This is a genomic window from Pedobacter fastidiosus, assembly GCF_014306625.1.
Lineage (GTDB): Bacteria > Bacteroidota > Bacteroidia > Sphingobacteriales > Sphingobacteriaceae > Pedobacter > Pedobacter fastidiosus.
In genome coordinates, this window is record NZ_JACRYL010000002.1 from 303,349 (window position 1) to 326,184 (window position 22,836).

17 protein-coding genes and 1 other RNA gene are annotated in these 22,836 nt (G+C 35.4%); 6 read left to right on the forward strand and 12 right to left on the reverse strand.

Features of this window, described 5'->3' with window-relative positions; all coding sequences use genetic code 11:
- The first annotated feature begins 5 nt into the window (after nucleotides 1–5).
- Nucleotides 6–779 (forward strand): IclR family transcriptional regulator, encoded by a 774-nt coding sequence (locus H7U22_RS03430; RefSeq protein ID WP_187069934.1) that lies wholly within the window; start codon nucleotides 6–8, stop codon nucleotides 777–779.
- Nucleotides 780–919: 140 nt separating this feature from the next.
- On the opposite strand, the gene H7U22_RS03435 is transcribed toward H7U22_RS03430, so the two are convergent.
- The 4 genes from H7U22_RS03435 to H7U22_RS03450 form a co-directional block, all read right to left on the reverse strand.
- Entirely contained in the window at nucleotides 920–1,099 is a 180-nt protein-coding gene (locus tag H7U22_RS03435) for a histone H1 (RefSeq protein ID WP_116249844.1), read from the reverse strand.
- Between the two features lie 194 nt (nucleotides 1,100–1,293).
- Complete coding sequence (locus tag H7U22_RS03440; protein ID WP_187069935.1) at nucleotides 1,294–1,878, reverse strand: biliverdin-producing heme oxygenase; 585 nt, start codon at nucleotides 1,876–1,878, stop codon at nucleotides 1,294–1,296.
- 86 nt (nucleotides 1,879–1,964) lie between these two features.
- Nucleotides 1,965–2,384: a response regulator gene (locus tag H7U22_RS03445; RefSeq protein WP_187069936.1), complete on the reverse strand. Its 420-nt coding sequence runs from the start codon at nucleotides 2,382–2,384 to the stop codon at nucleotides 1,965–1,967.
- A gap of 1 nt (nucleotide 2,385) precedes the next feature.
- The gene (locus H7U22_RS03450; RefSeq protein WP_187069937.1) at nucleotides 2,386–4,599 is read right to left on the reverse strand and encodes an ATP-binding protein; all 2,214 of its coding nucleotides are present in this window, start codon (nucleotides 4,597–4,599) and stop codon (nucleotides 2,386–2,388) included.
- Between the two features lie 147 nt (nucleotides 4,600–4,746).
- Here H7U22_RS03450 and H7U22_RS03455 point away from each other — a divergent pair, with 147 nt between their 5' ends.
- Complete coding sequence (locus H7U22_RS03455) at nucleotides 4,747–5,124, forward strand: response regulator transcription factor (RefSeq protein ID WP_187069938.1); 378 nt, start codon at nucleotides 4,747–4,749, stop codon at nucleotides 5,122–5,124.
- On the opposite strand, the gene H7U22_RS03460 is transcribed toward H7U22_RS03455, so the two are convergent.
- From H7U22_RS03460 to H7U22_RS03465, 3 genes are read right to left on the reverse strand one after another with little or no spacing between them, the layout of a single operon-like run.
- Nucleotides 5,121–5,927, reverse strand: a complete 807-nt coding sequence (locus H7U22_RS03460) for a mechanosensitive ion channel family protein (protein ID WP_187069939.1) — start codon at nucleotides 5,925–5,927, stop codon at nucleotides 5,121–5,123. The genes H7U22_RS03455 and H7U22_RS03460 overlap by 4 nt on opposite strands.
- A gap of 27 nt (nucleotides 5,928–5,954) precedes the next feature.
- Entirely contained in the window at nucleotides 5,955–6,089 is a 135-nt protein-coding gene (locus tag H7U22_RS23265; protein ID WP_262890346.1) for a hypothetical protein, read from the reverse strand.
- Nucleotides 6,090–6,112: 23 nt separating this feature from the next.
- Complete coding sequence (locus H7U22_RS03465) at nucleotides 6,113–6,478, reverse strand: SpoIIAA family protein (RefSeq protein WP_187069940.1); 366 nt, start codon at nucleotides 6,476–6,478, stop codon at nucleotides 6,113–6,115.
- Nucleotides 6,479–6,617: 139 nt separating this feature from the next.
- On the opposite strand from H7U22_RS03465, the gene H7U22_RS03470 reads away from it, so the two are divergent.
- Nucleotides 6,618–7,742: an alpha/beta hydrolase gene (locus tag H7U22_RS03470; protein ID WP_187069941.1), complete on the forward strand. Its 1,125-nt coding sequence runs from the start codon at nucleotides 6,618–6,620 to the stop codon at nucleotides 7,740–7,742.
- A 217-nt stretch (nucleotides 7,743–7,959) separates the two neighbouring features.
- Here H7U22_RS03470 and ku read toward each other — a convergent pair whose 3' ends face one another.
- Nucleotides 7,960–8,730 carry a non-homologous end joining protein Ku gene (gene ku, locus H7U22_RS03475; protein WP_187069942.1) on the reverse strand — a complete coding sequence of 257 codons (771 nt, stop codon included), beginning with the start codon at nucleotides 8,728–8,730 and terminating at the stop codon, nucleotides 7,960–7,962.
- Between the two features lie 135 nt (nucleotides 8,731–8,865).
- Here ku and H7U22_RS03480 point away from each other — a divergent pair, with 135 nt between their 5' ends.
- Nucleotides 8,866–11,136 carry a glycosyltransferase family 4 protein gene (locus H7U22_RS03480; RefSeq protein ID WP_187069943.1) on the forward strand — a complete coding sequence of 757 codons (2,271 nt, stop codon included), beginning with the start codon at nucleotides 8,866–8,868 and terminating at the stop codon, nucleotides 11,134–11,136.
- A gap of 167 nt (nucleotides 11,137–11,303) precedes the next feature.
- Here the strand turns inward: H7U22_RS03480 and H7U22_RS03485 are convergent, their stop codons facing one another.
- Nucleotides 11,304–12,776 carry a glycoside hydrolase family 130 protein gene (locus H7U22_RS03485; protein ID WP_187069944.1) on the reverse strand — a complete coding sequence of 491 codons (1,473 nt, stop codon included), beginning with the start codon at nucleotides 12,774–12,776 and terminating at the stop codon, nucleotides 11,304–11,306.
- Nucleotides 12,777–12,975: 199 nt separating this feature from the next.
- Between H7U22_RS03485 and H7U22_RS03490 the strand changes: the two genes are divergently transcribed.
- Nucleotides 12,976–14,172: a GAF domain-containing sensor histidine kinase gene (locus H7U22_RS03490; protein WP_187069945.1), complete on the forward strand. Its 1,197-nt coding sequence runs from the start codon at nucleotides 12,976–12,978 to the stop codon at nucleotides 14,170–14,172.
- Here the strand turns inward: H7U22_RS03490 and H7U22_RS03495 are convergent.
- From H7U22_RS03495 to gltB, 3 genes are all read right to left on the reverse strand, one after another.
- The gene (locus H7U22_RS03495) at nucleotides 14,165–15,259 is read right to left on the reverse strand and encodes a metallophosphoesterase (RefSeq protein WP_187069946.1); all 1,095 of its coding nucleotides are present in this window, start codon (nucleotides 15,257–15,259) and stop codon (nucleotides 14,165–14,167) included. The genes H7U22_RS03490 and H7U22_RS03495 overlap by 8 nt on opposite strands.
- 1,016 nt (nucleotides 15,260–16,275) lie before the next feature.
- Nucleotides 16,276–17,742, reverse strand: coding sequence for a glutamate synthase subunit beta (locus tag H7U22_RS03500; RefSeq protein WP_187069947.1), 1,467 nt, complete (start codon nucleotides 17,740–17,742; stop codon nucleotides 16,276–16,278).
- A 3-nt stretch (nucleotides 17,743–17,745) separates the two neighbouring features.
- Nucleotides 17,746–22,245, reverse strand: coding sequence for a glutamate synthase large subunit (gene gltB / locus H7U22_RS03505; RefSeq protein ID WP_187069948.1), 4,500 nt, complete (start codon nucleotides 22,243–22,245; stop codon nucleotides 17,746–17,748).
- A 446-nt stretch (nucleotides 22,246–22,691) separates the two neighbouring features.
- Between gltB and ffs the strand changes: the two genes are divergently transcribed.
- Nucleotides 22,692–22,791, forward strand: an RNA gene (gene ffs, locus H7U22_RS03510) — signal recognition particle sRNA small type.
- Nucleotides 22,792–22,836: the final 45 nt, after the last annotated feature.

Genomic DNA, 22,836 nt, shown 5'->3' on the forward strand with positions numbered 1-22,836 from the left:
ACCAAATGAAAGAAAAAGAATCAAAGTATCAAGCGCCTGCTTTAGATAAAGGCTTAGATATAGTAGAATATTTATCTGCACAGTCTATTCCTCTTTCTCAAACTGAAATTGCCATCGGGATTGATAAAAGTCCGAATGAAATTTATAGGATGTTAATGAGCTTAGAAAGCCGTGGGTACATTTTAAGGGATGAGGTTTCTGGAAAATACAGGCTCTCGTTAAAGCTTTTCTATCTTTCGCACAGGCACTCTCCAATTGATGAATTACGTAAGGCAGCGCAATTCCCTTTAGAGGAACTCGCCAATACGATTCGCCAATCTTGCCACCTTAGTATTTTGTATATGAACCAAGTGATGGTCATTATCCATGCAAAAAGCCCAGGACCAATTGCGCTTTCTATCGAAGAAGGAAATCTTTTTCCGCTTCCATTAACGGCATCTGGCAAAGTTTTATTGGCATATATGCCCGAAAACGAAAAAACGACTACACTTAAAAGTAACGCTATTTTCAAAAAGTATTCAAAAGCAGAACAGGATGAGTTTTTGAGTTCGTTAATCAATATTCAACAAACTGGTGCTTATTTAAAAAACAGCGACTCAGTTTCTGGTGTAACCGATATTTCTGTTCCAATCGGCATTGATAGCAACAATGGGATTATTGCTTGTTTAACCATTTCTATGTTAAGTGCTTTAAATGCCAATAAACCAATGGAAAATGACGTGATATTAGCTGAAGCGAATAAATGTGTTAAAAAAATTGAGCAAAGAATAGGAGTTTAATTTTCGGGAAGCTTTTTAAGCTCTCGAAAAATTTTAAACTAATAGAATATACTTGAGGCTACTACATTTTACTTAAACTTCGTTATAACGCAAAAAGGGCTTCGGCATACCGAAACCCTTTCTGTTCTTACTCGCGAATATTATTTGCCAGTATTTTTCTTGTCAGTTACTTCTGCACGGATTTCTTGTGCTAAAACTTTAAGATCTTGCATTGCTTTACGCACACGAGTACCAGCAGCTGCATTGCCAGCATTATAAAATTTTTCTACATCTGCTTCAATCGCAGCAACAGCAGCTTTAACTTTTGAGAATTTTTCCATCGCTAATTGATGTTTTTAAGGTTTAAAAAATTTATTTTTTCAATAATACATATTTACACTGAATTAACAACAGAAAGCAAATATTTATTTGAAAGAAGTTTTGCACATTTTAAAAGTCTTAAAAAATGCCCTAGCACTATTTTAATCCTATTTTTTAAATTTTGGCCTCCAAAATCAGACAGATATCTAACCTTTTAGTTAAGCTGTTTTGATAGCTTTATCAAATTCTCAAATGTTTCATTAGCGCTATTTACACAAGCCTTGTAATCTGCCTCAGATACGCTCTCGTTCAATATAGAAACAAAATTTTTCCATTTAGTGCCTAATTCATCTCCGTAAACTCCATAATAGTTTAATCCGCCCTCAGCAGTAGCAAAATTTGAATTTGCAAGAATGTGCTTCTTTATTACGTTTCCGCCTAATGTAGCCCCTTCCAATACATACAAGGCACCTAAAACTTCAGCAGTATTTTTTCTAGGAATAAATAATTCAAAATTTAATTCAGGAAGCGTTAAATTGTCTATATCCCAGTATTGCAAATCTTTTTCCAATGAAGAGAGTTTTAATCGATCATTCATTTTAAGCTTTTCTGCCAAATCTGCATCAAGCATATTTGCTAACTTATTTTCAAGCTTTTGATGGATAATATAATTTATTGTTAGCAGTTTTTTATAATCTATTACACTTAAGGAATTGTTCATAATCTCGTTAACGAACATTAACGATTCTAGTTCTTTGTGTTTATCTGCGGTTTCGGCTCTTAATATATTGGCAATCATGAATTGGGATCCTAAAGTTTAAAATTGATTAAAAAAGAAAAGATTCGAATTTACTAAATCCGAATCTTTAATTTATGTTGTGTTAATTAATTTAATCGTAAATGCTGGTTAAACCAGAAATCGTGTACAGAGTGTAAACACTTCACAAGATTATCATAACCATCAGGCTTTGTTAAGTATGCGTTAGCCCCAAATTCGATGGAAGCTTTAACATCGGCTGGATTATCAGAAGTAGAGAAAAGAATTACAGGAATGGATTTTAGATAAGGAATATCCCTAATAAACTTTAACAAATCTAATCCAGATAAGCCTGGAAGATTTAAATCCAATAAAATTAATTTAGGTTTCGTTTTACTTTCAGCAAAACTTTGCAATCTCTGTAAAGCTTCTGCCCCATCTTCAACAATTGTTAAGTTCAAAGTATCTTTAACTTCTTGTACTGCACTTTGCATAAAAAATGCATAGTCCAAATCATCCTCAACGTAAAATATATCCGGCGTTTTCATTTTATTTGTTTTTAAAGGCTACGTAAAAAGTAGATCCGACATTTAATTGGCTTTCAAACCAAACTCTACCATTATGTCTTTCAACAATCCTCTTTACAATAGCTAATCCTACTCCTGTTCCCTCTATGTCTTTAACGTTGTCCATTCGCTTAAAAAGCTCAAAAACTCTGTCATAATATCGGTTATCAATTCCTATACCGTTATCTTTAATACAATAAATTATTTCTCCACCATCAAGGTATCCATCAACCTCTATTTTAGGGTTTTGTGCCATTGAGGAGTATTTAACAGCATTACCAATTAAATTTGTGAAAACTTGGGCAATCATAGTTTTATCGCCCGATAATGTTGGCAAATGCCCTAAAATTAATTCAGCATTGTCTGCTTTAAAAGCCGTCCACACTTCTGTACTAATATCGTTAATGAGTTTTTGCACATCAACAGTTTCAAAGCTAATATCAGATCTACCAACTCTTGCTAAATTTAAAATCTCTTTAATTAAGAAATTCATTTTATCGGCGCCAGTTAAAATTCGATCCAACATCTTTTTTCCTTGATCATCAATACTTTTATTTTTAAGTAAAAGTTCTGCATAGGTTCTTATTGATGTTAAAGGTGTTCTTAAATCATGCGATATAGTATAACTGAAAGTATCAAGCTCCTCGTAAGCGGCTTGAAGTTTTTCATTTAGTAGCCTAATTTCATTAGCTCTTTTATTTATATGAGAAATAATAATCTCACGAATACGCAAAACTGAAGTTACTTCTTCTGGCAACCAACGTTCTGAAGTATTATTTACAACCTGCGACCAAGTTTCAAAAGACTTTCGTGGCGACAAACTGAGTAGACCATTTTCTGATGGTGTTACTGGTTTATCTGGATTTCCTGCCCAATTTACAGTGCTAATCTGTTCTGGCTTGAACCAAATAATCATCTCATCAGAATTTTTGCCGATTGTACATGCTAAAATACCTGAAGCAATATTTTTGTATTTCTTAGATGGGGAATAAATTTCAGATAATCGATGTGTGTAATAAACGGTTTCATCAGTAGATTTTTTTAACCATTGAGCCAATTCTTTAATATCTTCTTCATTAGGTACTGTTCCAAGAGTTTTTAAGGTGTTTTCAAAAATTATTGCTACTCCTGATGCTTGAGTAATATCCAAAATACTTTCATCATGATTCGTTATCGCCTCAATTAAATAGTGATCACGACTTAAATATTGAGCTAATATCTCTGCAGTATTTTTAAATTTCTCTACAATTTCGATGTCCTCCTCTTCCTGGCGATATTCCAAAGCTGAGGAAAGAATTTGTCCGACAAGCTTTGAACCCTCTCTGGCTTTATAATCAATAAATTTTGGGCTGTAGTTATGGCAGGCTATTAATCCCCATAATTCTCCGTGAGAAATTAATGAAATACTAAAGCTAGAGAACACGCCCATATTTTTTAAATATTGAATATGGATTGGAGAAACTGCCCTTAAACTTCCATTAGTTAAATCTAATGGCTCATTTTCATTAAAGGTAAGGATTGGAGAATCTTCTGTATTTACATCTGCTATTAATCTGGTTAAGTTTAGTTTATAAAGTTCTCTGGCCTGTTTTGGAATGTCCGACGCTGGATAATGAAGACCAAAAAATGGCTCCAAATGCTCCTCTTTTTCTTCGGCTACCACCTCACCATGCCCATCATCCAAGAACTTATAAATCATTATTCGATCATAATTGATAAGTTTTTTCACTTCAATTGCTGCACCCTTTAGCAGAGCAGAAACACTCTTGCCCTTTAACATTGCAGAAGCAGAACGACCAATAGAACTTTGAATGTCATACTGTAAAGTGACAGGTTCGAATTCTAATAACCAATAGTTGTGAGCAGCGGATATGATTAAATAAAATGGTTTCCCATTGATTGATAAGGGATGAGGACTTATAGCATCGAAGCTCTTTTTAATTACACCAAGTTTTAATAAATCTTCAATATTAAATTCGGGGCCATCTTGATCGATAAATGTATTGAATTGGGCTAATGGTTTGTTTAATAAATTTTTAGCATTTTCTTTTACGAACAAGTCAATATTTTCGCTTATGTACGAAATATTTAAGGCTGATTGATCTACTGCAATTAGAAAACCGTGCGACTGGATTTTGCCCGGAATATGGATTGGTTCTCTATCGCAATTGGTTAGGTCTACTGAAAAGTTATTCATAAAAAAAATAGGTATTACAAAAATATTAGTTTTTTTGGATTGGCAAACTTTAGATCTATTTTTAGAATAGTTCTATTTTAATCAATTCGGTTTTTCGATTTATTTTTTATTATATATTTGTTTTAAATTTTAATTACATCCCACACCTTGGCAAAGAAAAACATTTTGGTTATTGAAGATAACCACGCGATCTTAGATGTTATAACCCTTATATTAGAAAGCGAAGCTTTTAACGTTGCCGGACTTAATAAAGGTGCCGATTTTATACAGCATGTTCATGATTTTGAACCTGATGTAATTATTATGGACATCATGTTACCAGATATTGATGGACGTATTTTACTCAAGGAACTTAAAGAAACTGAAACAACTAAACACATCCCTGCGTTAATGATTTCTGCCAGATACAATTCTACGAACTACATACTCGATGGTGTTGAGGCTGATGATTTCATGGCCAAACCTTTTAACATTGATGAATTAATGGATAAGATTTACGCATTGTTAAAAAAATCTGCTATTTAATCTCCCATTCCAGGCAACTTTATATCTCCCGATTTTAAATTTTCCAGTAGCGCTTTCTGAAACGTAAGCTTAGTATCTGTAAAGCCATGTGCCTTTACCCACACATTTAAAGCAACCTTATATCCACTATCATCTAAACTGGAAACACCAATTCTGCGTTTAGGGGTTTTTAAGCAGTCTTTAAATTCATCAGTCGTTCTGTTAAAAATTTCTGCAATTTTATCGTAATCTATTCCATAACTAAACTTCAACTCTACATCCAAACGCCTGCTGCCTTCTCTACTAATATTAATAATTACTTCATTAGAGAGCTTACTGTTTGGAATTACAACTGTTCTATTATCAAATGTGGTAACTATAGTATAAAAAATCTGGATCGAGGTTACTGTTCCTTCCTGATTTTGGGCAATAATATTATCGCCAACTACAAATGGTTTTAGCAATAGAATAAGTACCCCACTTGCAAAATTTTGCAAAGTTCCGGATAAAGCCAAACCTGCTGCAACACTGATTCCACCAATTAATACAGTTAAAAAAGTTAGTTGGATACCAATAATTGGCATCACAGTTAAAACTAGTAAAATGCGTAATGTTATAACCAACAAACTTGTTAAAAAAGGACGAAGGGAAGGATTTACATCTCTTCGATGCATATCAGATTGGATCCATTTGGCTAAAAGTTTAATTAACCATAAACCAATAAACAACAATGCCAATCCAAATAGAATGTATGGTCCTCGGGTTAATACCCAATCGTAAACCTTGTTTGTAAAATAATCTATCTTATCAGCTTCAATCGTCATCCTTTAATATTAATGATCTATATTCCTTTATTTTTTGTCCTTAGTTACTGTTAATTTTTTAGCATCCTTTGCTGAAGTAACTTTTTCATCAGCACCTTTAGCTTTAGTATCTTTAGATGCAGTTGCTTTCTTGCTTTCTGCAGATGTTTTAGAATTTTTCATCTCTCAATTGTTTTAAGTTTAAATTAATCTTCGCTCAACCAAATTTTAGCTTCTTCAAATTCTTCAGGTTTAAAGCCTTTAGAACTTCCTGGTGTAGCGAAAGTAAAAATATCGCTAAACCATTCTACTCCTTTTTCAGCGCTCACTATCGCTATTTTTCTCCATTTGGTAAAGTTTTGTAAACCAGCTTTTGCATCCTGAATCCATGCTCCGGCCGTGAAATTTTTCACATCAGTTTCAAGCAATAACAAATATCTAATTTCATCAAATCGATCGGCAGTTCTTTTTAATCCAGGTAACAGAACGTTTTTTAAATCTTCGCTTTCTACCTCTCCAGTGGCTCTAACTCCGAAAATATTTTCGGGTAATCCAGTTATTTCTGTTAACATAAAGTCTAATTTTCTATATAGAACAACCCAAATACGGAAGATGTTTGAAAAATGATGAATTCTTAAATGTTGTGAGTACACTAAAACAGTTAATGAAAGTGAGTGTTATAGCATGAACATTAATACAAAAATTAACCCTATGAAAACCAATCTATTAAAAATTTCTACTGCGGTTTGTGCTTTAGCGATTACTATTTCGGCTTGTAACAGCGGAACAAAAACAACAACCACTACAACAGATTCTACCATAACCGACTCTACAAAAGTGACGAGCTTAAAACCCGCAGGACCAGCACCAGAATGGGGCAAAACAATAAAGCCAGAAATGCAGGCTGTTATAGAAAAACTGACTAGTTATGGCGATAAACCTATTGAAACACTTAGTGCTGTTGATGCCCGCAAAAACCATACGCCAACTGATGCGGTAATGGATCTTGTGAAAGAAAATAACATTAAAATGCCCGAATCAATGGTTGATACCATGGGGAAAGATATTGATGTAAGTAGTGGTAAAATTCACTTACGTGTTTATACTCCAAAATCGGGCAACGGACCATTTCCTTTAATTGTATATTATCACGGAGGTGGTTTTGTAATTGCTAATTTAGATGTTTATAATGCTTCGGCACAGGCTTTATCTGAGCAAGTTGGCGCTGTTGTAGTATCTGTAGCGTATAGATTATCGCCAGAAAACAAATTTCCGACAGCACATAATGATGCGTTCGCGGCTTATGAATGGGCAGTTAAAAATGCATCGAGCTTAAAAGCTGATCCAGCTAAAATTGCGGTTGTTGGAGAAAGTGCTGGTGGAAACTTAGCGGCCAATGTATCTATCATGGCTAGAGATAAACACATTATGATTCCTGTTCACGAAGTTTTGGTTTATCCAATTGCTCAGGCTAACATGGAAACAGAATCTTACAAAATGTATGCAAATGCAAAACCTTTAAATAAAGCAATGATGGCTTGGTTCACTCAAAAATACGTAAATACGATGATTGAAGCTCAAGACCCTAGAATATCATTGATTAACGCAAATTTAAAAGGATTGCCACCTACTACAATCATTACTGCAGAAATAGATCCGTTAAATAACGATGGCGTAATGTTGGCTAACAAACTTTCTGCTGCAGGTGTAAAAGTAGACAGTAAAAATTATGAAGGCGTAACACATGAGTTTTTTGGAATGGCAATTGCAGTTCCAGAAGCGAAACAAGCTCAAGCTTATGCAGCTGATCAATTGAAAGCAGCATTTAATAAATAGCATTTCTTACCTGTTGTGCATTTGGAAGAAGTTTTTGTATAAAAACGAGAGATTTCTTCAGCTCGCGGAAACCCAGCTTCTAAATGACGTATATACTATTGTCTTTGGGAGGAAGAATGACGAAGCAATCTTTTTACCTTAAAACACAACAGGTATTTCTTATATAATTTAACCAAAAAGCATCGCTAAAATAGCGATGCTTTTTGCGTTTATGGATTTAAGCACCCTTTTTAGAACCTAAGCTTTGCATTAATTGATCATACAAATCATCACTGGTTGCTTTTTGTGGTTTCATTTTCTTAACGGTAGCGCGTTTTCCTTTCGCTTTAGCTTTTATAATCTTTAAAAGCTCATCGCTATAATCATCCTTAAACGCACTTAAATCAAATTTGGAACTGTATTGTTTAATCAGGGCTAACCCAACATCCATTTCTTTTTTAGTAATGGTTACATCATCTACTTTCGTAATTTCAGAAAAACTTCTAATTTCCTGTTGAAACCTAATTTTAGTAACTACGATAACACCATCCATTGGGTGGATTACACAAAGATTTTCAGTATTTCTGAGAACGAAACGAGCAACGCCAGCTTTACCCGATTTTTCAAGGGCTTTTAAAAGCAAAGCATATGCTTTTTTACCTTGTTTTTCTGGCTCTGTATAATATGAAGTTTCGTAGAAAATTGGATTGATCTCTTTTATATCTACAAAATTTTCTAATTCGATAATTTTTGTTTTTTCTGGTGATGCCTCTTCGAAGTCGTGTTTATCCAAAATCACGTACTTATCTTTCAAAAAATAACCTCGTACAATTTTATCGTATGGCACCTCTTTATGGGTGTCTTCGTTCACACGTAAAAATTTAATTTTCGCGTGATCGCGTTCATCAAGCATATCCAAATCCAGATTACTATTCTGTACTCCAGAAAATAACTTAACAGGAATGTTAACTAAACCGAACCCAATTGAACCTTTCCAAATAGATCTCATATCATTTTTATAAAACTATCTTATTAACAAGCTCTTAAATGATATTGTTTTGGGATAAAAATGCGTAAATTGAGGAATTCCCAAACTATTTAGGTAATTGTATGTTATTTAAGTATCTAATCTTTCGAAATTCATATGAAAATAGCCTACATTTCTACCTACCCACCACGCGAATGCGGATTAGCTACATTTAACCAGAATCTAGTTAATGCTTTAAGCCTAAATCCATCATACGAGGCCAGCAAAAGTTTCATTGTAGCTTTAAATGAATCAGATAATTTAGATGAACACGCTTACCCAAATGAGGTTAAATTTATAATCCGTCAGCAAAACCAAAACGATTATATCGAAGCTGCTGATTTTATTAACAATAGCGAGGTAGATACTTGCATTATTGAGCATGAGTTTGGGATTTATGGCGGAAATAGTGGTGTATTCCTTCTTTCACTAATCAATAGACTAAAAAAACCTTTCGTTACCATCTTGCATACGGTTTTAAAAGAACCAAATTTTATGCAACAAACTATCATTAAGGAGATTGCATTAAAATCTTCAAAAATTGTAGTCATGAGCAAAAAGGCTGTTCTGTTTTTAAATAGCATTTATCAAATTCCTTCTACTCAAATAAAATTGATTGAACATGGTGTTCCAGATTTGGAGCCAATATTAAATAACGAATTATCACAAAGTGATTTATTCAAAGGAAGAAAAGTATTATTCACTTTTGGATTGATCAGTAGAAATAAAGGGCTAGAAACTGTTATTAAAGCACTTCCATCTATTGTAGCCCAACATCCTGATGTTCTATATATTATTTTAGGCAATACCCATCCTGGTGTTGTAAAACATAATGGTGAGGAATATCGCGACAGTTTAAAAACTTTAGCTAAAGATTTGGGCGTTGAAAATAATATCGCTTTTGTAAACAAATTTGTTTCTGAAGAAGAATTGCACCAATATTTAACAGCTTGTTATTTATATATTACACCGTACTTAAATGAGGCACAAATTACAAGTGGAACGTTATCTTACGCAGTTGGTGCAGGCGCAGCAGTGGTTTCTACGCCCTATTGGCATGCTCAAGAATTACTTGCTGAGAATAGAGGAAAGCTCTTCGATTTTAAAAACGACGAGCAATTGGCATCCATTGTTAACTCCTTATTAAATGATGAAAGTAAGCATAAAGCTTTAAAACAAAACGCATATAATTATGGATTAAAGTTGAGATGGCCTGCTATTGGCAATGTCTATTTAAATGTGCTAGCCGATGCCTTGGCAAAAGGTGAAAAACCAAAAAGAGTTGTACCTCCAATTATTGATGTGGACAGTATGCCGGCTTTGAATTTAAATCACATTTCTTTGCTTACTGATGATACCGGAATTATACAACATGCTCGATTTGGCATTCCTAATTTAAAGGAAGGTTATTGTATTGATGATAATGCGAGGGCTTTGATTATGGCTTTAATGGCTTATGATCAAGATAAAAATCCGAAGGCAGTAAAGTTGATGCCAATTTATTTGAGCTTTATCCAATACATGCAAACCGATGATGGAAACTTTAGAAATTTCTTGAGTTTTAACAGAAACTATTTGGATGAAGTGGGTTCGGAAGATTCATTCGGACGTACAATTTGGTCTTTGGGTTACCTTATATCCAGTGCTCCAAATAATTCATATCGCGAATTTGGAAGAGAAATCTTCTCTCACTCAATTCCTCATTTTAAAAATTTAAAGTATTTGAGAGGCATGGCCAATACTATAATTGGTTTATCTTATTATCTATGCGCACATCCTGGAGATGAAATTTTAGTGAAAGAAATTAATCAATTGGCTAATTCCTTAAAAGATTCTTACAAAAAAAATAAGGATGGCGACTGGCACTGGTTTGAAGATATTTTAACTTATGACAATGCCATTTTACCGCTAGCCCTATTGCATCATTTCGAAGCTACAGGGAATCAGGAATCGTACAAAATAGCAATGGAAAGCGTTGAATTCTTAAATACATTCTCTTTTGAAAATGGCTACTTAAATCCCGTTGGAAATGCTGGTTGGATGAAAAAACATGGAAAAAACCCAATTTATGATCAACAAGCGATAGAAACTATGGCCATGGTTTTGTTATATTCTAAAGTATTTGAGATTACAAAAGATGACAAGTTTTTAAATCAAATGCAAATGAGCTATGAATGGTTTTTAGGAAAAAATAGCTTACATATTCCTCTATACGATTTTGAAACACATGGTTGTGCCGATGGCTTACAATTTAATAGTGTAAATAGAAATCAAGGTGCAGAAAGTACATTAGCTTATTTCATCTCACATTTGGCTGTTCTTAAAGTAGCAGAAATAGAATATGAAACATTGGCTTCTCCCCTTGTGGAAACAGAGAAGTGCATATAAAAATTTAATGTCTTGGAATACAGAGCATGGTTCAATAAAATGAATCATGCTTTTTTTACGTCGAGTTAGAACCGTTTTCCTTTATGCTATTGCAAGTTGTTAAAAATAAAAAGGATGATAAAGCCTCGCTAAATCATCCTTTTTAATAGAAATATTTACAACCCAAATTATTCAGGCTTATTTTCCAATAGTTTATTTAACAACAATTCTAAATTAACTGTAGCAAAAGATGAGCTGTAATCAGATAATCCGTAAGGAATAATAAGCTCACCATTGCTAATAATCGATCCACAAGAATATACAACGTTAGGTACATAACCTTCACGCTCATCGTTATTTGGGATAATTAATGGCTCTTTCAAATGACCGATTTCTTTACTGGGATCTTCCAAATCCAAGAGACTCACGCCGATGCAATATCTTCGCATTGGGCCAACGCCATGAGTAATTACAATCCAACCTTTATCAGTTTCAATCGGCGAACCACAGTTTCCAATCTGTACCAATTCCCAATCGTATCTTGGCTGTTTAAGTAGAACTGGGTTTTCCCAAACATTCACTTTATCAGAGAACATTAGGTAATTATTCCAACCATCAATCCGGCTCATCATTACATATTTACCATTAATCTTTCTTGGAAATAATGCCAAATTTTTATTTTGGGCTCCATCTCCATAAAGTGGAATTACCTTAAATTCATAAAAATCTTCGGTCTGTACAAGTTTAGGAATAATTAAAGATCCATCAAAAGCGGTATAGGTAGCATAGTATAAAACCTTTCCATCTTCTTTTATAAACTTAACAAATCGGGCATCTTCAATTCCTTTACGTTCAAATTCGGAAATTGGAAAAATTACTCGGTCAGAAATATCTGTATCTTTAGAAAAACTAATAGTATGATAAGTATCTGATAACCAAAGCACTTTATCGTATTCTACCAAACGAGCAGGATTTTCTTTATTAAGCGTTTTAGAATCTTTAATGATATTACTTAAGCTTGTATATTCGAATTTATCATCCAATTTAGATTCAACCTCTTCCAAAACCGATGAATCGATTTGTGCATACGCAGCCTTTTTGAAAAAGAGCTTTTTAACATAAATGGCATTTTTTACAACTTCAGCTTCATCTACATAGTTTCCTACCGGTAAAACCTGAATATTATTTTTTGCATCTATTAGCGCTCTTCTAAAAACGATAGAAGAAATATGACCTTCACCAACAGCTCTAAAACTTATAATTACTCTTTTTTCTCCTTCAACCAAATCGGTTTGATCGGGATCATCTACAATACTTGGATTAAAAAACGCGGCCGATTCTATTGAATATTCATGGGTAAAATAAGCACCAATTAGCAACTTTGTATAAGGCTCAATATCTTCAAAATCAGTCCCTAATGTGGCAAATTGCTTTTTTAATTTCTTACAATGTCTAGTAAGGATTTTTGTAATGTTTCTATGCCTTTTAGAATATTCCTGTAAAATTGGAGAGATCAGAGAAAAAACCTTTTCATCAGAAAATTGAAGGACTTTTTTAATTACTTCTAATGCTCTCTCATCTCCATTAAAAAAGAATCTGGCAATTACTCGTTTGGTATCGGGGTTTACTTTAACTGGTTTACGCTCTATATATAATCTCATTATTTAAGCTTTTTTAATTAAGGGATAAGTTTTTACTGCACCACATCTTCATCTTATTATAAACTAAATTTAGGTAATAATTGTTTATAAATTCCCTGTTTTAAGCTTTTAAAAAAATCATAAAATTTGCGTTTAAGTTAATTAAGATAAATCTTTACCTTTAAAATTATTTTAAAGCAAAAAAAACACTATCCCCTAAATGCTTAATTTTAATTTACCCAAAAACATTGCGCCTGCTAATGAAGAAGCGAGATTAAAAAAGCTTCGCGAATATGAAATATTGGATACACCTGCAGAAAATGGTTTTAACCACATTGCGATGTTGGCCAAAGGAATTTTCGAGGCCGATAATGCTTATGTTACTTTTATTGATGAAGATAGAGTTTTTCTAAAAGCGAATGCAAAAAATCAAGAATCGGCCGAAATCAAGCGTAATGATAGTTTTTGCACACTCGCAATTTTAACTAAAAATATAACCGTTTTTGAAGATACAAACGCCATTTCTGGCTTCCTTCAAAATCCTTATGTAAAAAGTGGCGAAGTTCGATTTTATGCCAGTGCTCCAATAATTACTCCTGAAGGCTATATCATTGGAACCGTAAGCGTTACGGATAAATCACCAAGGAAACCAACCGAGGATCAATTAAATATGTTGAGTTTATTATCCAAAATTGCTTTGGATAAATTGGAAACTCGGTTGGCCATTAGAAAATCGCTAAGGGCGCACGATGATCGTTTACACATGCTGGTGCACGATTTAAAAAACCCAATGACAACCATTTCACTTCAATCTGAATTGGCCGGAAGAATTTCTGGTGCTGACGAAAAAGTTGCTTTGATTGCTGGAAAAATAAACCAACAATCTAAAAACATGATTGATAATTTAAACTTTATTTTAAGCGCAGCAAGAAGAGAGAAGGAAACCTTTAAAATGCAGAAAATTAAGGTTGATTTAAACGCGGTAATCAATCAGGTTATTAACGATCTGACTAAAATAAGTACAAATAAAAATCAACAAATAATTTTTATCGCAGAAGGGGTAATAGAGATTTACGGTGATCAAAACAAACTAAATCAAATTTTCAACAACCTAATCGAAAACGCAATCAAGTTTTCCGAGGTTGGAAAGGAGATCAAAATCTCGCTTACTTCAGAAGGCAATTTGGTAACCGTTTCTATTCAGGATTTCGGACAAGGCTTATCAAAAGATGATTTGGAAAGGTTATTCTTAAAATTTGCTAATTTAAGTTCTAACCCAACCGCAAATGAAGATTCTAATGGCTTGGGCTTATCTACCGTTAAAATGTTCGTAGATATGCACAAAGGGAAAATTTGGGCAGAAAGTGTAGGACAAAATTTGGGAACCACCTTTTATTTAGAATTACCGATTAAATAACTGGATCTATAAGTTCTGAGAGTTTCATCTCTTCTAGAATAATTCGTTCTGGATCTCCGTTCCGTAAAAAAGACCATTTAATCAGCCTAATAAAACCGGCATCAATCTCAATTCCGGTAATGTCGCCATCGCTAAAACAACAACACCCGCTGTTGAAATAGCTTGGTTTATATTGCCTAAATCTTGGCGCCTTATCCCCTTCCTTAATTCGTTTGCGCAATTCGGCATTTAAAAGTTCCAGCTGATTTTGATCATCATCTTTCTTAGCCTGCCTTTGTTTAATGTAAATTCTTTCTAAATGGGTTAACGAAGCAAAAACTGGTTGATGCGTATGTCCGGTAATTAAAGCAATATTTTTCTTACTTGCCACCCAGCTATACATCATTGTATTATGGGCCGTTTTTAACTGATTATCGTAAGCTGGCGTATTTGGGTTTATCTGTAAATAAGCTTGTAATGGCGCCCAAATCGTACTCACAAACCATTTACTAAACCAATTTCCATCACTCTGTAAATCGCCTTGATGGCCGTGAGTTAAAAATATATCCAAAGTTTGATTCCCAATTTCGGCCTTTAAAATTGCACCTTCATAAATGGGAATCTTTTTTCCATAAATACGATTCAAATTAAAGCCCGAGAGTGGATCATTATCCCAATACAAATCATGATTTCCAAATATTTTGGTAAAGGCATCTCTCACTATAAAAGCCTTTTCACACTCAAAAGTTTCTTTATTATGCTTAATAACCGATTCTAGCAAATTCTCCCAAAGCTCCTCACTGTCGCCCAAATTAATATATTTAAAATCTGCCTGATTATAATATTTTAAGGCCACTAAATAGTTTTTTTCGGCCAATGCAAAGTCGTCTGCATAATCTCGAGCCCCTTTATGCTGATCAGAAAGTATGATGTATTTATCTTGGTCGGTAAGTTTAAAAATCAATCCACGCTTGCCCGGTTCAGCATTTATTTTTTTAAAAAGTTTGTTCAACGCATCATGAATTCGTTTTCTATTTGGCCTTGAACCATATTTATTCGTCATCCGAATAATCCAACTACTTAGCCAACGTTGTAATAATTTTCGCATTAAGGGCTTTTGCTTTTAAAATTTAGTCGCAATGGCAAAATAACAAAAATTGGCATCAATCGTTTTAAAAGATTATTTAGTATTAATACTTAGAAAAAAAATCCGAGTAATCAGCGGGAAACCAAAATTTAATATACCTTCCCTCAAACCAGTCTCGTCATTGCGAACTGAAGCCTAGGTATTGCGGTGGAGTGAAGCAATCTTCTCGTTTTGCAATAACTTTCAATCTCCCGCAGATCAAGGTGATTTTCGCAGAACCGAAACGCTATTGCTACTTAAAAAAGATTGGCTTCGCAAGGATGACCTTTTTTATTAAGATATTCGGGAGATGCTTTCGCATTATTTCTAATCAGAAAAAAAATCAGCGTAATCAGCGTAATCAGTGAGAAACCAAAACTTAGCCTATTCCCTCAAACCAGTCTCGTCATTGCGAACTGAAGCCAAGGTATTGCAGTGGAGTGAAGCAATCTTCTCCTTTTTTGCACTAACTTTCAATCTCCCGCAGATCAAGGTGATTTTCGCAGAACCGAAACGCTATTTCTACACAAAAATATTTTAACCACAGATAAAAAGGATGAACACAGATATTTTTTTTTACCTATTGGTTGGTGTATCACCAAATGAAACCTTATATTAATCTAATAAGGAGATACTTCCGAATTATTTCTAATCAGAAAAAAAATCTGCGTAATCAGCGGGAAACCAAAACTTAGCCTATTCCCTCAAACCAGTCTAGTCATTGCGAACTGAAGCCTAGGTATTGCGGTGGGGTGAAGCAATCTTCTCCTTTTTTACACTAACTTTCAATCTCCCGCAGATCAAGGTGATTTTCGCAGAACCGAAACGCTATTGCTACTTAAAAAAAATTGGCTTCGCAAGGACGACCGTATCATAAGGTTTGCCTGTTAATTGGTGACTTACCGATCGAAATAATATGCTAATTAAATCGATCACCGATAACAAAAAAAGGTCGTGGAAAACTCCACGACCTAAAAAATAAATATTTAAACCTGTATTTAAGCGTAAGCAACAGCATCTCTCGATGCAAGTTTGGTAGATCCCATTAAGTATTCATCTACTTTTCTGGCAGCCTCCCTACCTTCAGAAATTGCCCAAACTACTAAAGATTGTCCGCGGCGAACATCACCAGCAGCAAAAATTTTCGCGATATTGGTTTGATAAGTATGCTCTGAAGCATTTACATTTCCTCGGTTATCCAATTCAATACCAAGCTTTTCAATTAAACCTTCTTTTTGAGGATGTAAGAAACCCATCGCTAAAAGAACCAATTCGCATGGTAAATCTCTTTCAGTTCCGGCAACTTCGGTAAACTTTACCGGTCTGCCGTTTGCATCAATTTCCCATTCAACATCAACAACTTTTAAAGCTTTCAAATTGCCATTTTCATCAGCAATAAAGTTTTTGGTATTAACCGACCAAGCTCTTTCTGCGCCTTCTTCATGCGATGAAGTATGTTTCAATAACATTGGATAAGTTGGCCAAGGCATATTGGAACTACGAATTTGAGGAGGCATTGGCATAATTTCGAACTGCGTTACCGATTTTGCCCCATGGCGATTAGAAGTACCGATACAATCAGAACCTGTATCGCCACCGCCAATAACAATAACATTTTTGCCTGTAGCCATAATGTCTTCCACCACAACATCTCTATTGGCAACCCGTTTATTTTGTTGTTTTAAGAAATCCATTGCAAAATGAACACCTTTAGCCGAGCGACCGTCAATTGGCAAATCGCGAGGAATTGTAGAACCACCAGCCAAAACCAATGCATTAAAATCTCTCAACAATGTGCTTATTTCTACATTTTCGCCAACGTTGGCATTACATTTAAAAATAATCCCTTCCTCCTTCATCAAATCAACACGGCGATCGATCACATTTTTTTGAAGTTTGAAATCTGGAATTCCGTATCTCAACAAACCACCTGGAGCATCATCACGTTCAAAAACGGTAACTTCATGCCCGGCTTTGTTTAATTGAGCAGCAGCCGCTAAACCTGCCGGTCCTGAACCAATTACAGCAACTTTTTTACCAGTTCTAATAAGTGGTGCTTTTGCTTTGATGTATCCTTTTTCAAAGGCAATTTCAATAATGTGTTTCTCAATTTCTTCAATAGAAACCGGCGGACGATTAATTCCTAATACACAAGCGGATTCGCATGGTGCCGGACAAATTCTTCCAGTAAATTCGGGAAAGTTATTTGTGCTTAGTAGAATATTTGCAGCCTGTTCCCATTTACCTTGATATACGGCATCGTTAAATTCTGGAATCACGTTACCCAATGGGCAACCCGACTGGCAGAAGGGAACGCCACAATCCATACACCGTGCAGCTTGTCTATTTAATTCTTGTGAGGGTAATTCATTTAAAAATTCCCCATAATGTTTTACTCTAGTTGTAGCCTCTTCTCGCGTGGGCGCAACTCTATCGTACTCTTGAAATCCTGTTACTTTTCCCATGGCTTAGTGTGTTTTTACTTGTTGATTACGTTTTGCTAAAACCGCTTTGTATTCTTTAGGGAATACTTTAACGAAATGGTTAGATTGAGTTTTCCAATCGCTCAAGATAAATTCTGCAACCTTACTGTCTGTTAAACGAATATGCGTTTTAAGCAAGGCTAAAATACGTTCTTCATCTTCAGCCTGTAAAGGATCAAGATCTACCATTTCCTTATTGCACTTGCGGGCAAAAGTTCCATTTGCATCATAAATCCAAGCCACACCGCCACTCATGCCGGCTGCAAAGTTACTTCCTGTATCACCAAGAATTAAAACTTCGCCACCAGTCATATATTCACAACCATGATCTCCAACACCTTCCACAACCGCAGTTGCGCCCGAGTTACGAACTGCAAAACGTTCACCAGCTTTACCACGGGCAAATAACTCACCAGATGTTGCACCATAAAGTGCTACGTTACCGATAATAATATTTTGTTCGGGAATAAAGGTTGAGTTTGAAAATGGATAAATCGCCAAGCGTGCCCCAGATAATCCCTTACCAACATAATCATTCGCTTCACCTTCTAGTGATAAAGTAACGCCACGAGCATTAAATGCCCCAAAACTTTGTCCTGCAGAACCCACAAATTTAAAGTTGATGGTATCTGGAGGTAAACCTGCGCCTAAATGTACTTTAGAAATCTCATTAGATAACATTGTACCAATAGAACGATTCGTGTTTTTAACCTCGAAACTTGCAAAAACCGGTTCAATGTTATTAATTGCCGGTTGAGCTGCTGCAATTAATTGGTGATCTAAAACGTGCTCTAAACCATGATCTTGACTTTCTGTATTAAATAATGGAAGACCATTATCTTCTGCTTTGTAAAGAATTGCCGATAAGTCTAAATGTTTTAACTTCCAGTCTTCAGTTGGCAATTCACGTACTTTTAAAATATCCGCTTGACCAATCATTTCGTGAATGGTTCTGAAACCAAGTTCAGCCATAATCTCACGCAGCTCTTCAGCTAAGAAATGGAAAAGATTAACAACGTGATCTGCATCTCCACTAAACAATTTCCTTAGTTCGGGATCTTGAGTGGCCACACCAACTGGGCAAGTGTTTAAATGACATTTACGCATCATTATACAGCCTGCTGTTACCAATGCAGCTGTTGCTACTCCCCATTCTTCTGCACCTAATAAAGCAGCAATTGCAATATCTCTACCTGTTTTTAATTGACCATCAGTTTGTAAAACAATGCGATTACGCAATTTATTTTTAACTAAGGTTTGATGTGCTTCAGCCAAACCAAGCTCCCAAGGAAGACCAGCATGTTGAATAGAAGTTAATGGAGAAGCACCTGTACCACCATCAAAACCAGAAACCAGAATTACATCGGCATGTGCTTTCGCAACACCGGCGGCAATAGTTCCAACACCAGCTTTAGATACCAATTTAACATTGATTCTAGCCGCACGATTGGCATTTTTCAAATCATAAATCAGTTGAGCCAAATCCTCAATTGAATAAATATCGTGGTGTGGAGGAGGCGAAATTAAACCAACTCCAGGTGTAGAGTGACGAACTTTTGCAATCCAATCATCCACTTTGTGCCCAGGCAATTGTCCACCCTCTCCAGGTTTTGCACCTTGAGCCATTTTAATCTGTAACTCATCGGCACTGGTTAAGTAATAACTGGTTACCCCAAAACGAGCAGATGCTACTTGTTTAATGGCAGAGCGCATACTATCGCCATTTGGCAATTTAGTGTAACGCATTTCATCTTCTCCGCCTTCTCCAGTATTGCTTTTTCCGCCAATTCGGTTCATCGCAATCGCTAAAGTTGAGTGTGCCTCATGAGAAATTGAACCAAAAGACATTGCTCCGGTTGCAAATCTTTTTAAAATTGCTTCGGTAGATTCTACCTCATTTAAAGGAACTGAAGGACGACTATAATTAAATTCGAACAACCCACGGATGGTATAAGCTTGTTGTGTTTGCTCATTTACCAGTTTAGAGTATTGCTTAAAAATATTGTAATCGTTTTTACGAGTTGCGTTTTGCAACAAGTGGATGGTTTGAGGATTAAATAAATGTGCCTCACCCCTACGACGGAATTTATAAGTACCGCCAGCTGGCAATAAATTTTCAATTTGCGTTGCAGGTCCGAAACTGCGATGATGTTTAATTAGAGTTTCTTTAGCAATTTCATCTAATCCCAATCCACCGATACGAGAAACCGCACCTGTGAAATAAGTATTTACAACTTGTTTATTTAAACCTAAAATTTCGAAAATTTGTGCGCCTTGGTACGATTGCAAGGTCGAAATTCCCATCTTAGAGAAGATTTTAAGCAAGCCACTATTAACCGCATAAATATAATTTTTGGTTAACTGCTCTATGGATAATCCAGATTCTTCTGCAAAACCATTGATGGTTTCCAAAGCTAGGTAAGGATTGATTGCGGTAACACCAAAGCCCAATAAGGTCGCAAAATGATGTACCTCCCAAATGTCTCCACCTTCTACAACTATCCCAACAGCACCACGATATCCTTTACGAATTAAGTGATGATGAACCGCAGAAACAGCTAATAACGAAGGCATTGCAGCATGTTCAGAATCGATTGCTCTATCTGTTAGTACGATAACCTGAAAGCCATCCTCAACCGCATCTACTGCATAACGGCACAAACGATCTAAAGCTTTCGCCATAGCGCCAGGCTTACCATCCGCTCTAAAATAAGTTTGCAAAGTTTTCGCCTGGAAAACCCCGGTATCAATACTTCTTAATTTTTCTAACTCTTGATTGGTTAATATTGGGTGTTTAATGGCCACACAATGCGATTGCAAAGGGTTTTCCTCCAACAAATTTCCATTGCTTCCCATAAAACTGGCCAAACTCATCACTACCTTTTCGCGGATCGGATCAATTGGAGGATTGGTAACCTGAGCAAATAACTGTTTAAAATAGTTAGATAAATGCTGAGGCCGTTTTGATAAAATTGCAAGTGGCGTATCAGTACCCATAGAACCAATTGGCTCTTTAGCTTCAATTGCCATCGGTTTAAGTAAAAGATCGATATCTTCTCTACTGTAACCAAAAACCTGCTGATATTTAAAAATAGATTCTTCTGATAGTCCGGTAAACATTACTCGAGGTTCAGGCAATTCCTCCAAACGGATTTGATATTGGTTAATCCAATCTGAATATGGGCTTTTGCTACAAACCTGTTGTTTTATTTCAGTATCGCTGATAATTCTACCCTGCTCCATGTCTACAACAAACATTTTGCCCGGCGTTAAACGACCTTTTTCTATAATTGTACTTTGATCAATTGCTAAGGCTCCAGCTTCAGATGCCATAATTACGCGATCATCAGAGGTGATTGCATAACGGGAAGGGCGTAAACCATTCCGATCCAAAGTTGCGCCAATCAGTTTACCATCAGTAAAAGCGATTGCTGCAGGTCCATCCCAAGGCTCCATTAATGTAGCATGGAACTCATAGAATGCTTTTTTAATTGGATCCATGTCTTCGTTGCCATCCCAAGCTTCAGGAACCAACATCATTAAAACATGAGGAAGTGTTCTGCCTGCATGAAGCAATAGTTCGATTACGTTATCTAAACAGCCAGAATCTGAGTTGGTTTCATCGATAACCGGAAGTAACATATCCAATTCTTCTGGTGTAAAATAGGCCGATGCAAAAGATTTAACACCTGCTCTAAACCAGTTTAAATTCCCCTGTAAGGTATTAATTTCACCATTATGTGCAATAAAGCGAAACGGTTGAGCTAAGCGCCAAGAAGGAAAAGTATTGGTTGCAAAACGCGAGTGAACCAAGCCTAAAGCAGAAACCATTCGCTTATCGCTTAGATCGGTAAAATAGGTACGTACTTGTAACGAAGTAAGCTGACCTTTATATATGATGGTTTGCGCAGAAAGCGAAACAATATAAAAATCTTTGCCACCGTGAACCGTATTGACGATTAGCTTGATTAAATAATTTTTAAAGATGTAAAGTTTGCGTTCGAAATCAGCGCCTTGCGCAACTGCATACGGACGAGCAATAAAAACCTGCTCAATTTCTGGCTCTACAGAAAGTGCCATATTTCCGATATCAGTGGTATCCACATCAACCTTTCTAAAACCTAGAATTTCTAATCCTAGTTTTTCGGCAGCACGATAAATTAACTCTCTGCATTCTTCTCTAGATCGAATGTCTTTCGGCATAAAAAGCATACCAACACCGTAATTATTGGTTTCTGGTAAGCTAAAGCCAGCTTTTAAACATTCATCGTAAAAAAATTCGTGAGGGATTTGCAGCATAATACCAGCACCATCGCCAGTATTTGGTTCTGCACCACAAGCTCCCCTGTGATCTAAATTTTCTAAAATAGTAAGCGCATCGGAGATAATTTGGTGTGATTTTCGCCCTTTCACATGCGCAACAAACCCAATACCGCAGGCATCGTGTTCGAATTGTGCATCATACAATCCACTGTTTGGTTTCATTCTTTGCTCGTTAGTTGTTAGTGTATAGGAAACACTAAGATAAAAAAAATGAGGCGCAAATTATAGAGTTTATATAATTTTTAAGATTATTTTAGTTTTTATGTAACAGACAAACTAAAATTTGAAATATTGCTAATAAAACAATTCAATAAATACGAAATCAGCAAACATAGAAACAGAGTCAAAAACTATATTTTTAGCAAATTAATCGATAAAAGACATCATATAATATTTTTACATATAAATATACTATTCATAAATAAATTTTAATATCACTTTAGATGTTTTCTTTCCTCTATTTAAATATTAGTGATTAACACTTATAAAAAACATAATTTTAGCAACAATAAAATTTTATTAATTTATTAATCAACCACATAGCCAAGATACTAAAAAAATTAAAAAAATGCATTTTGCAAAACCACTTGTTTTGCTACCTTTGTGGCGGGCAAGTCTTTTACGACCAGCTCCTTTTGAACTCCCCCAGGGCAGGAATGCAGCAAGGGTAGAAGGTTGTAGCGGTGCGATAGAAGGTGCTTGCCCTTTTTTTACTTTCCCTAATCCCCTGAAGGGGGAATACTAAATTCTTCA

Bases quoted from the DNA above. Each gene is read 5' to 3' on its own strand.
- H7U22_RS03490 (WP_187069945.1), top strand. From the start codon at position 12,976: ATGCTTAATTTTAATTTACCCAAAAACATTGCGCCTGCTAATGAAGAA.
- H7U22_RS03485 (WP_187069944.1), bottom strand. From the start codon at position 12,776: ATGAGATTATATATAGAGCGTAAACCAGTTAAAGTAAACCCCGATACC.
- H7U22_RS03460 (WP_187069939.1), bottom strand. From the start codon at position 5,927: ATGACGATTGAAGCTGATAAGATAGATTATTTTACAAACAAGGTTTAC.
- H7U22_RS03470 (WP_187069941.1), top strand. From the start codon at position 6,618: ATGAAAACCAATCTATTAAAAATTTCTACTGCGGTTTGTGCTTTAGCG.
- ku (WP_187069942.1), bottom strand. From the start codon at position 8,730: ATGAGATCTATTTGGAAAGGTTCAATTGGGTTCGGTTTAGTTAACATT.
- H7U22_RS03495 (WP_187069946.1), bottom strand. From the start codon at position 15,259: ATGCGAAAATTATTACAACGTTGGCTAAGTAGTTGGATTATTCGGATG.
- H7U22_RS03465 (WP_187069940.1), bottom strand. From the start codon at position 6,478: ATGTTAACAGAAATAACTGGATTACCCGAAAATATTTTCGGAGTTAGA.
- H7U22_RS03435 (WP_116249844.1), bottom strand. From the start codon at position 1,099: ATGGAAAAATTCTCAAAAGTTAAAGCTGCTGTTGCTGCGATTGAAGCA.
- H7U22_RS03440 (WP_187069935.1), bottom strand. From the start codon at position 1,878: ATGATTGCCAATATATTAAGAGCCGAAACCGCAGATAAACACAAAGAA.
- H7U22_RS03450 (WP_187069937.1), bottom strand. From the start codon at position 4,599: ATGAATAACTTTTCAGTAGACCTAACCAATTGCGATAGAGAACCAATC.
- H7U22_RS03430 (WP_187069934.1), top strand. From the start codon at position 6: ATGAAAGAAAAAGAATCAAAGTATCAAGCGCCTGCTTTAGATAAAGGC.
- H7U22_RS23265 (WP_262890346.1), bottom strand. From the start codon at position 6,089: ATGAAAAATTCTAAAACATCTGCAGAAAGCAAGAAAGCAACTGCATCT.
- H7U22_RS03500 (WP_187069947.1), bottom strand. From the start codon at position 17,742: ATGGGAAAAGTAACAGGATTTCAAGAGTACGATAGAGTTGCGCCCACG.
- H7U22_RS03480 (WP_187069943.1), top strand. From the start codon at position 8,866: ATGAAAATAGCCTACATTTCTACCTACCCACCACGCGAATGCGGATTA.
- gltB (WP_187069948.1), bottom strand. From the start codon at position 22,245: ATGAAACCAAACAGTGGATTGTATGATGCACAATTCGAACACGATGCC.
- H7U22_RS03445 (WP_187069936.1), bottom strand. From the start codon at position 2,384: ATGAAAACGCCGGATATATTTTACGTTGAGGATGATTTGGACTATGCA.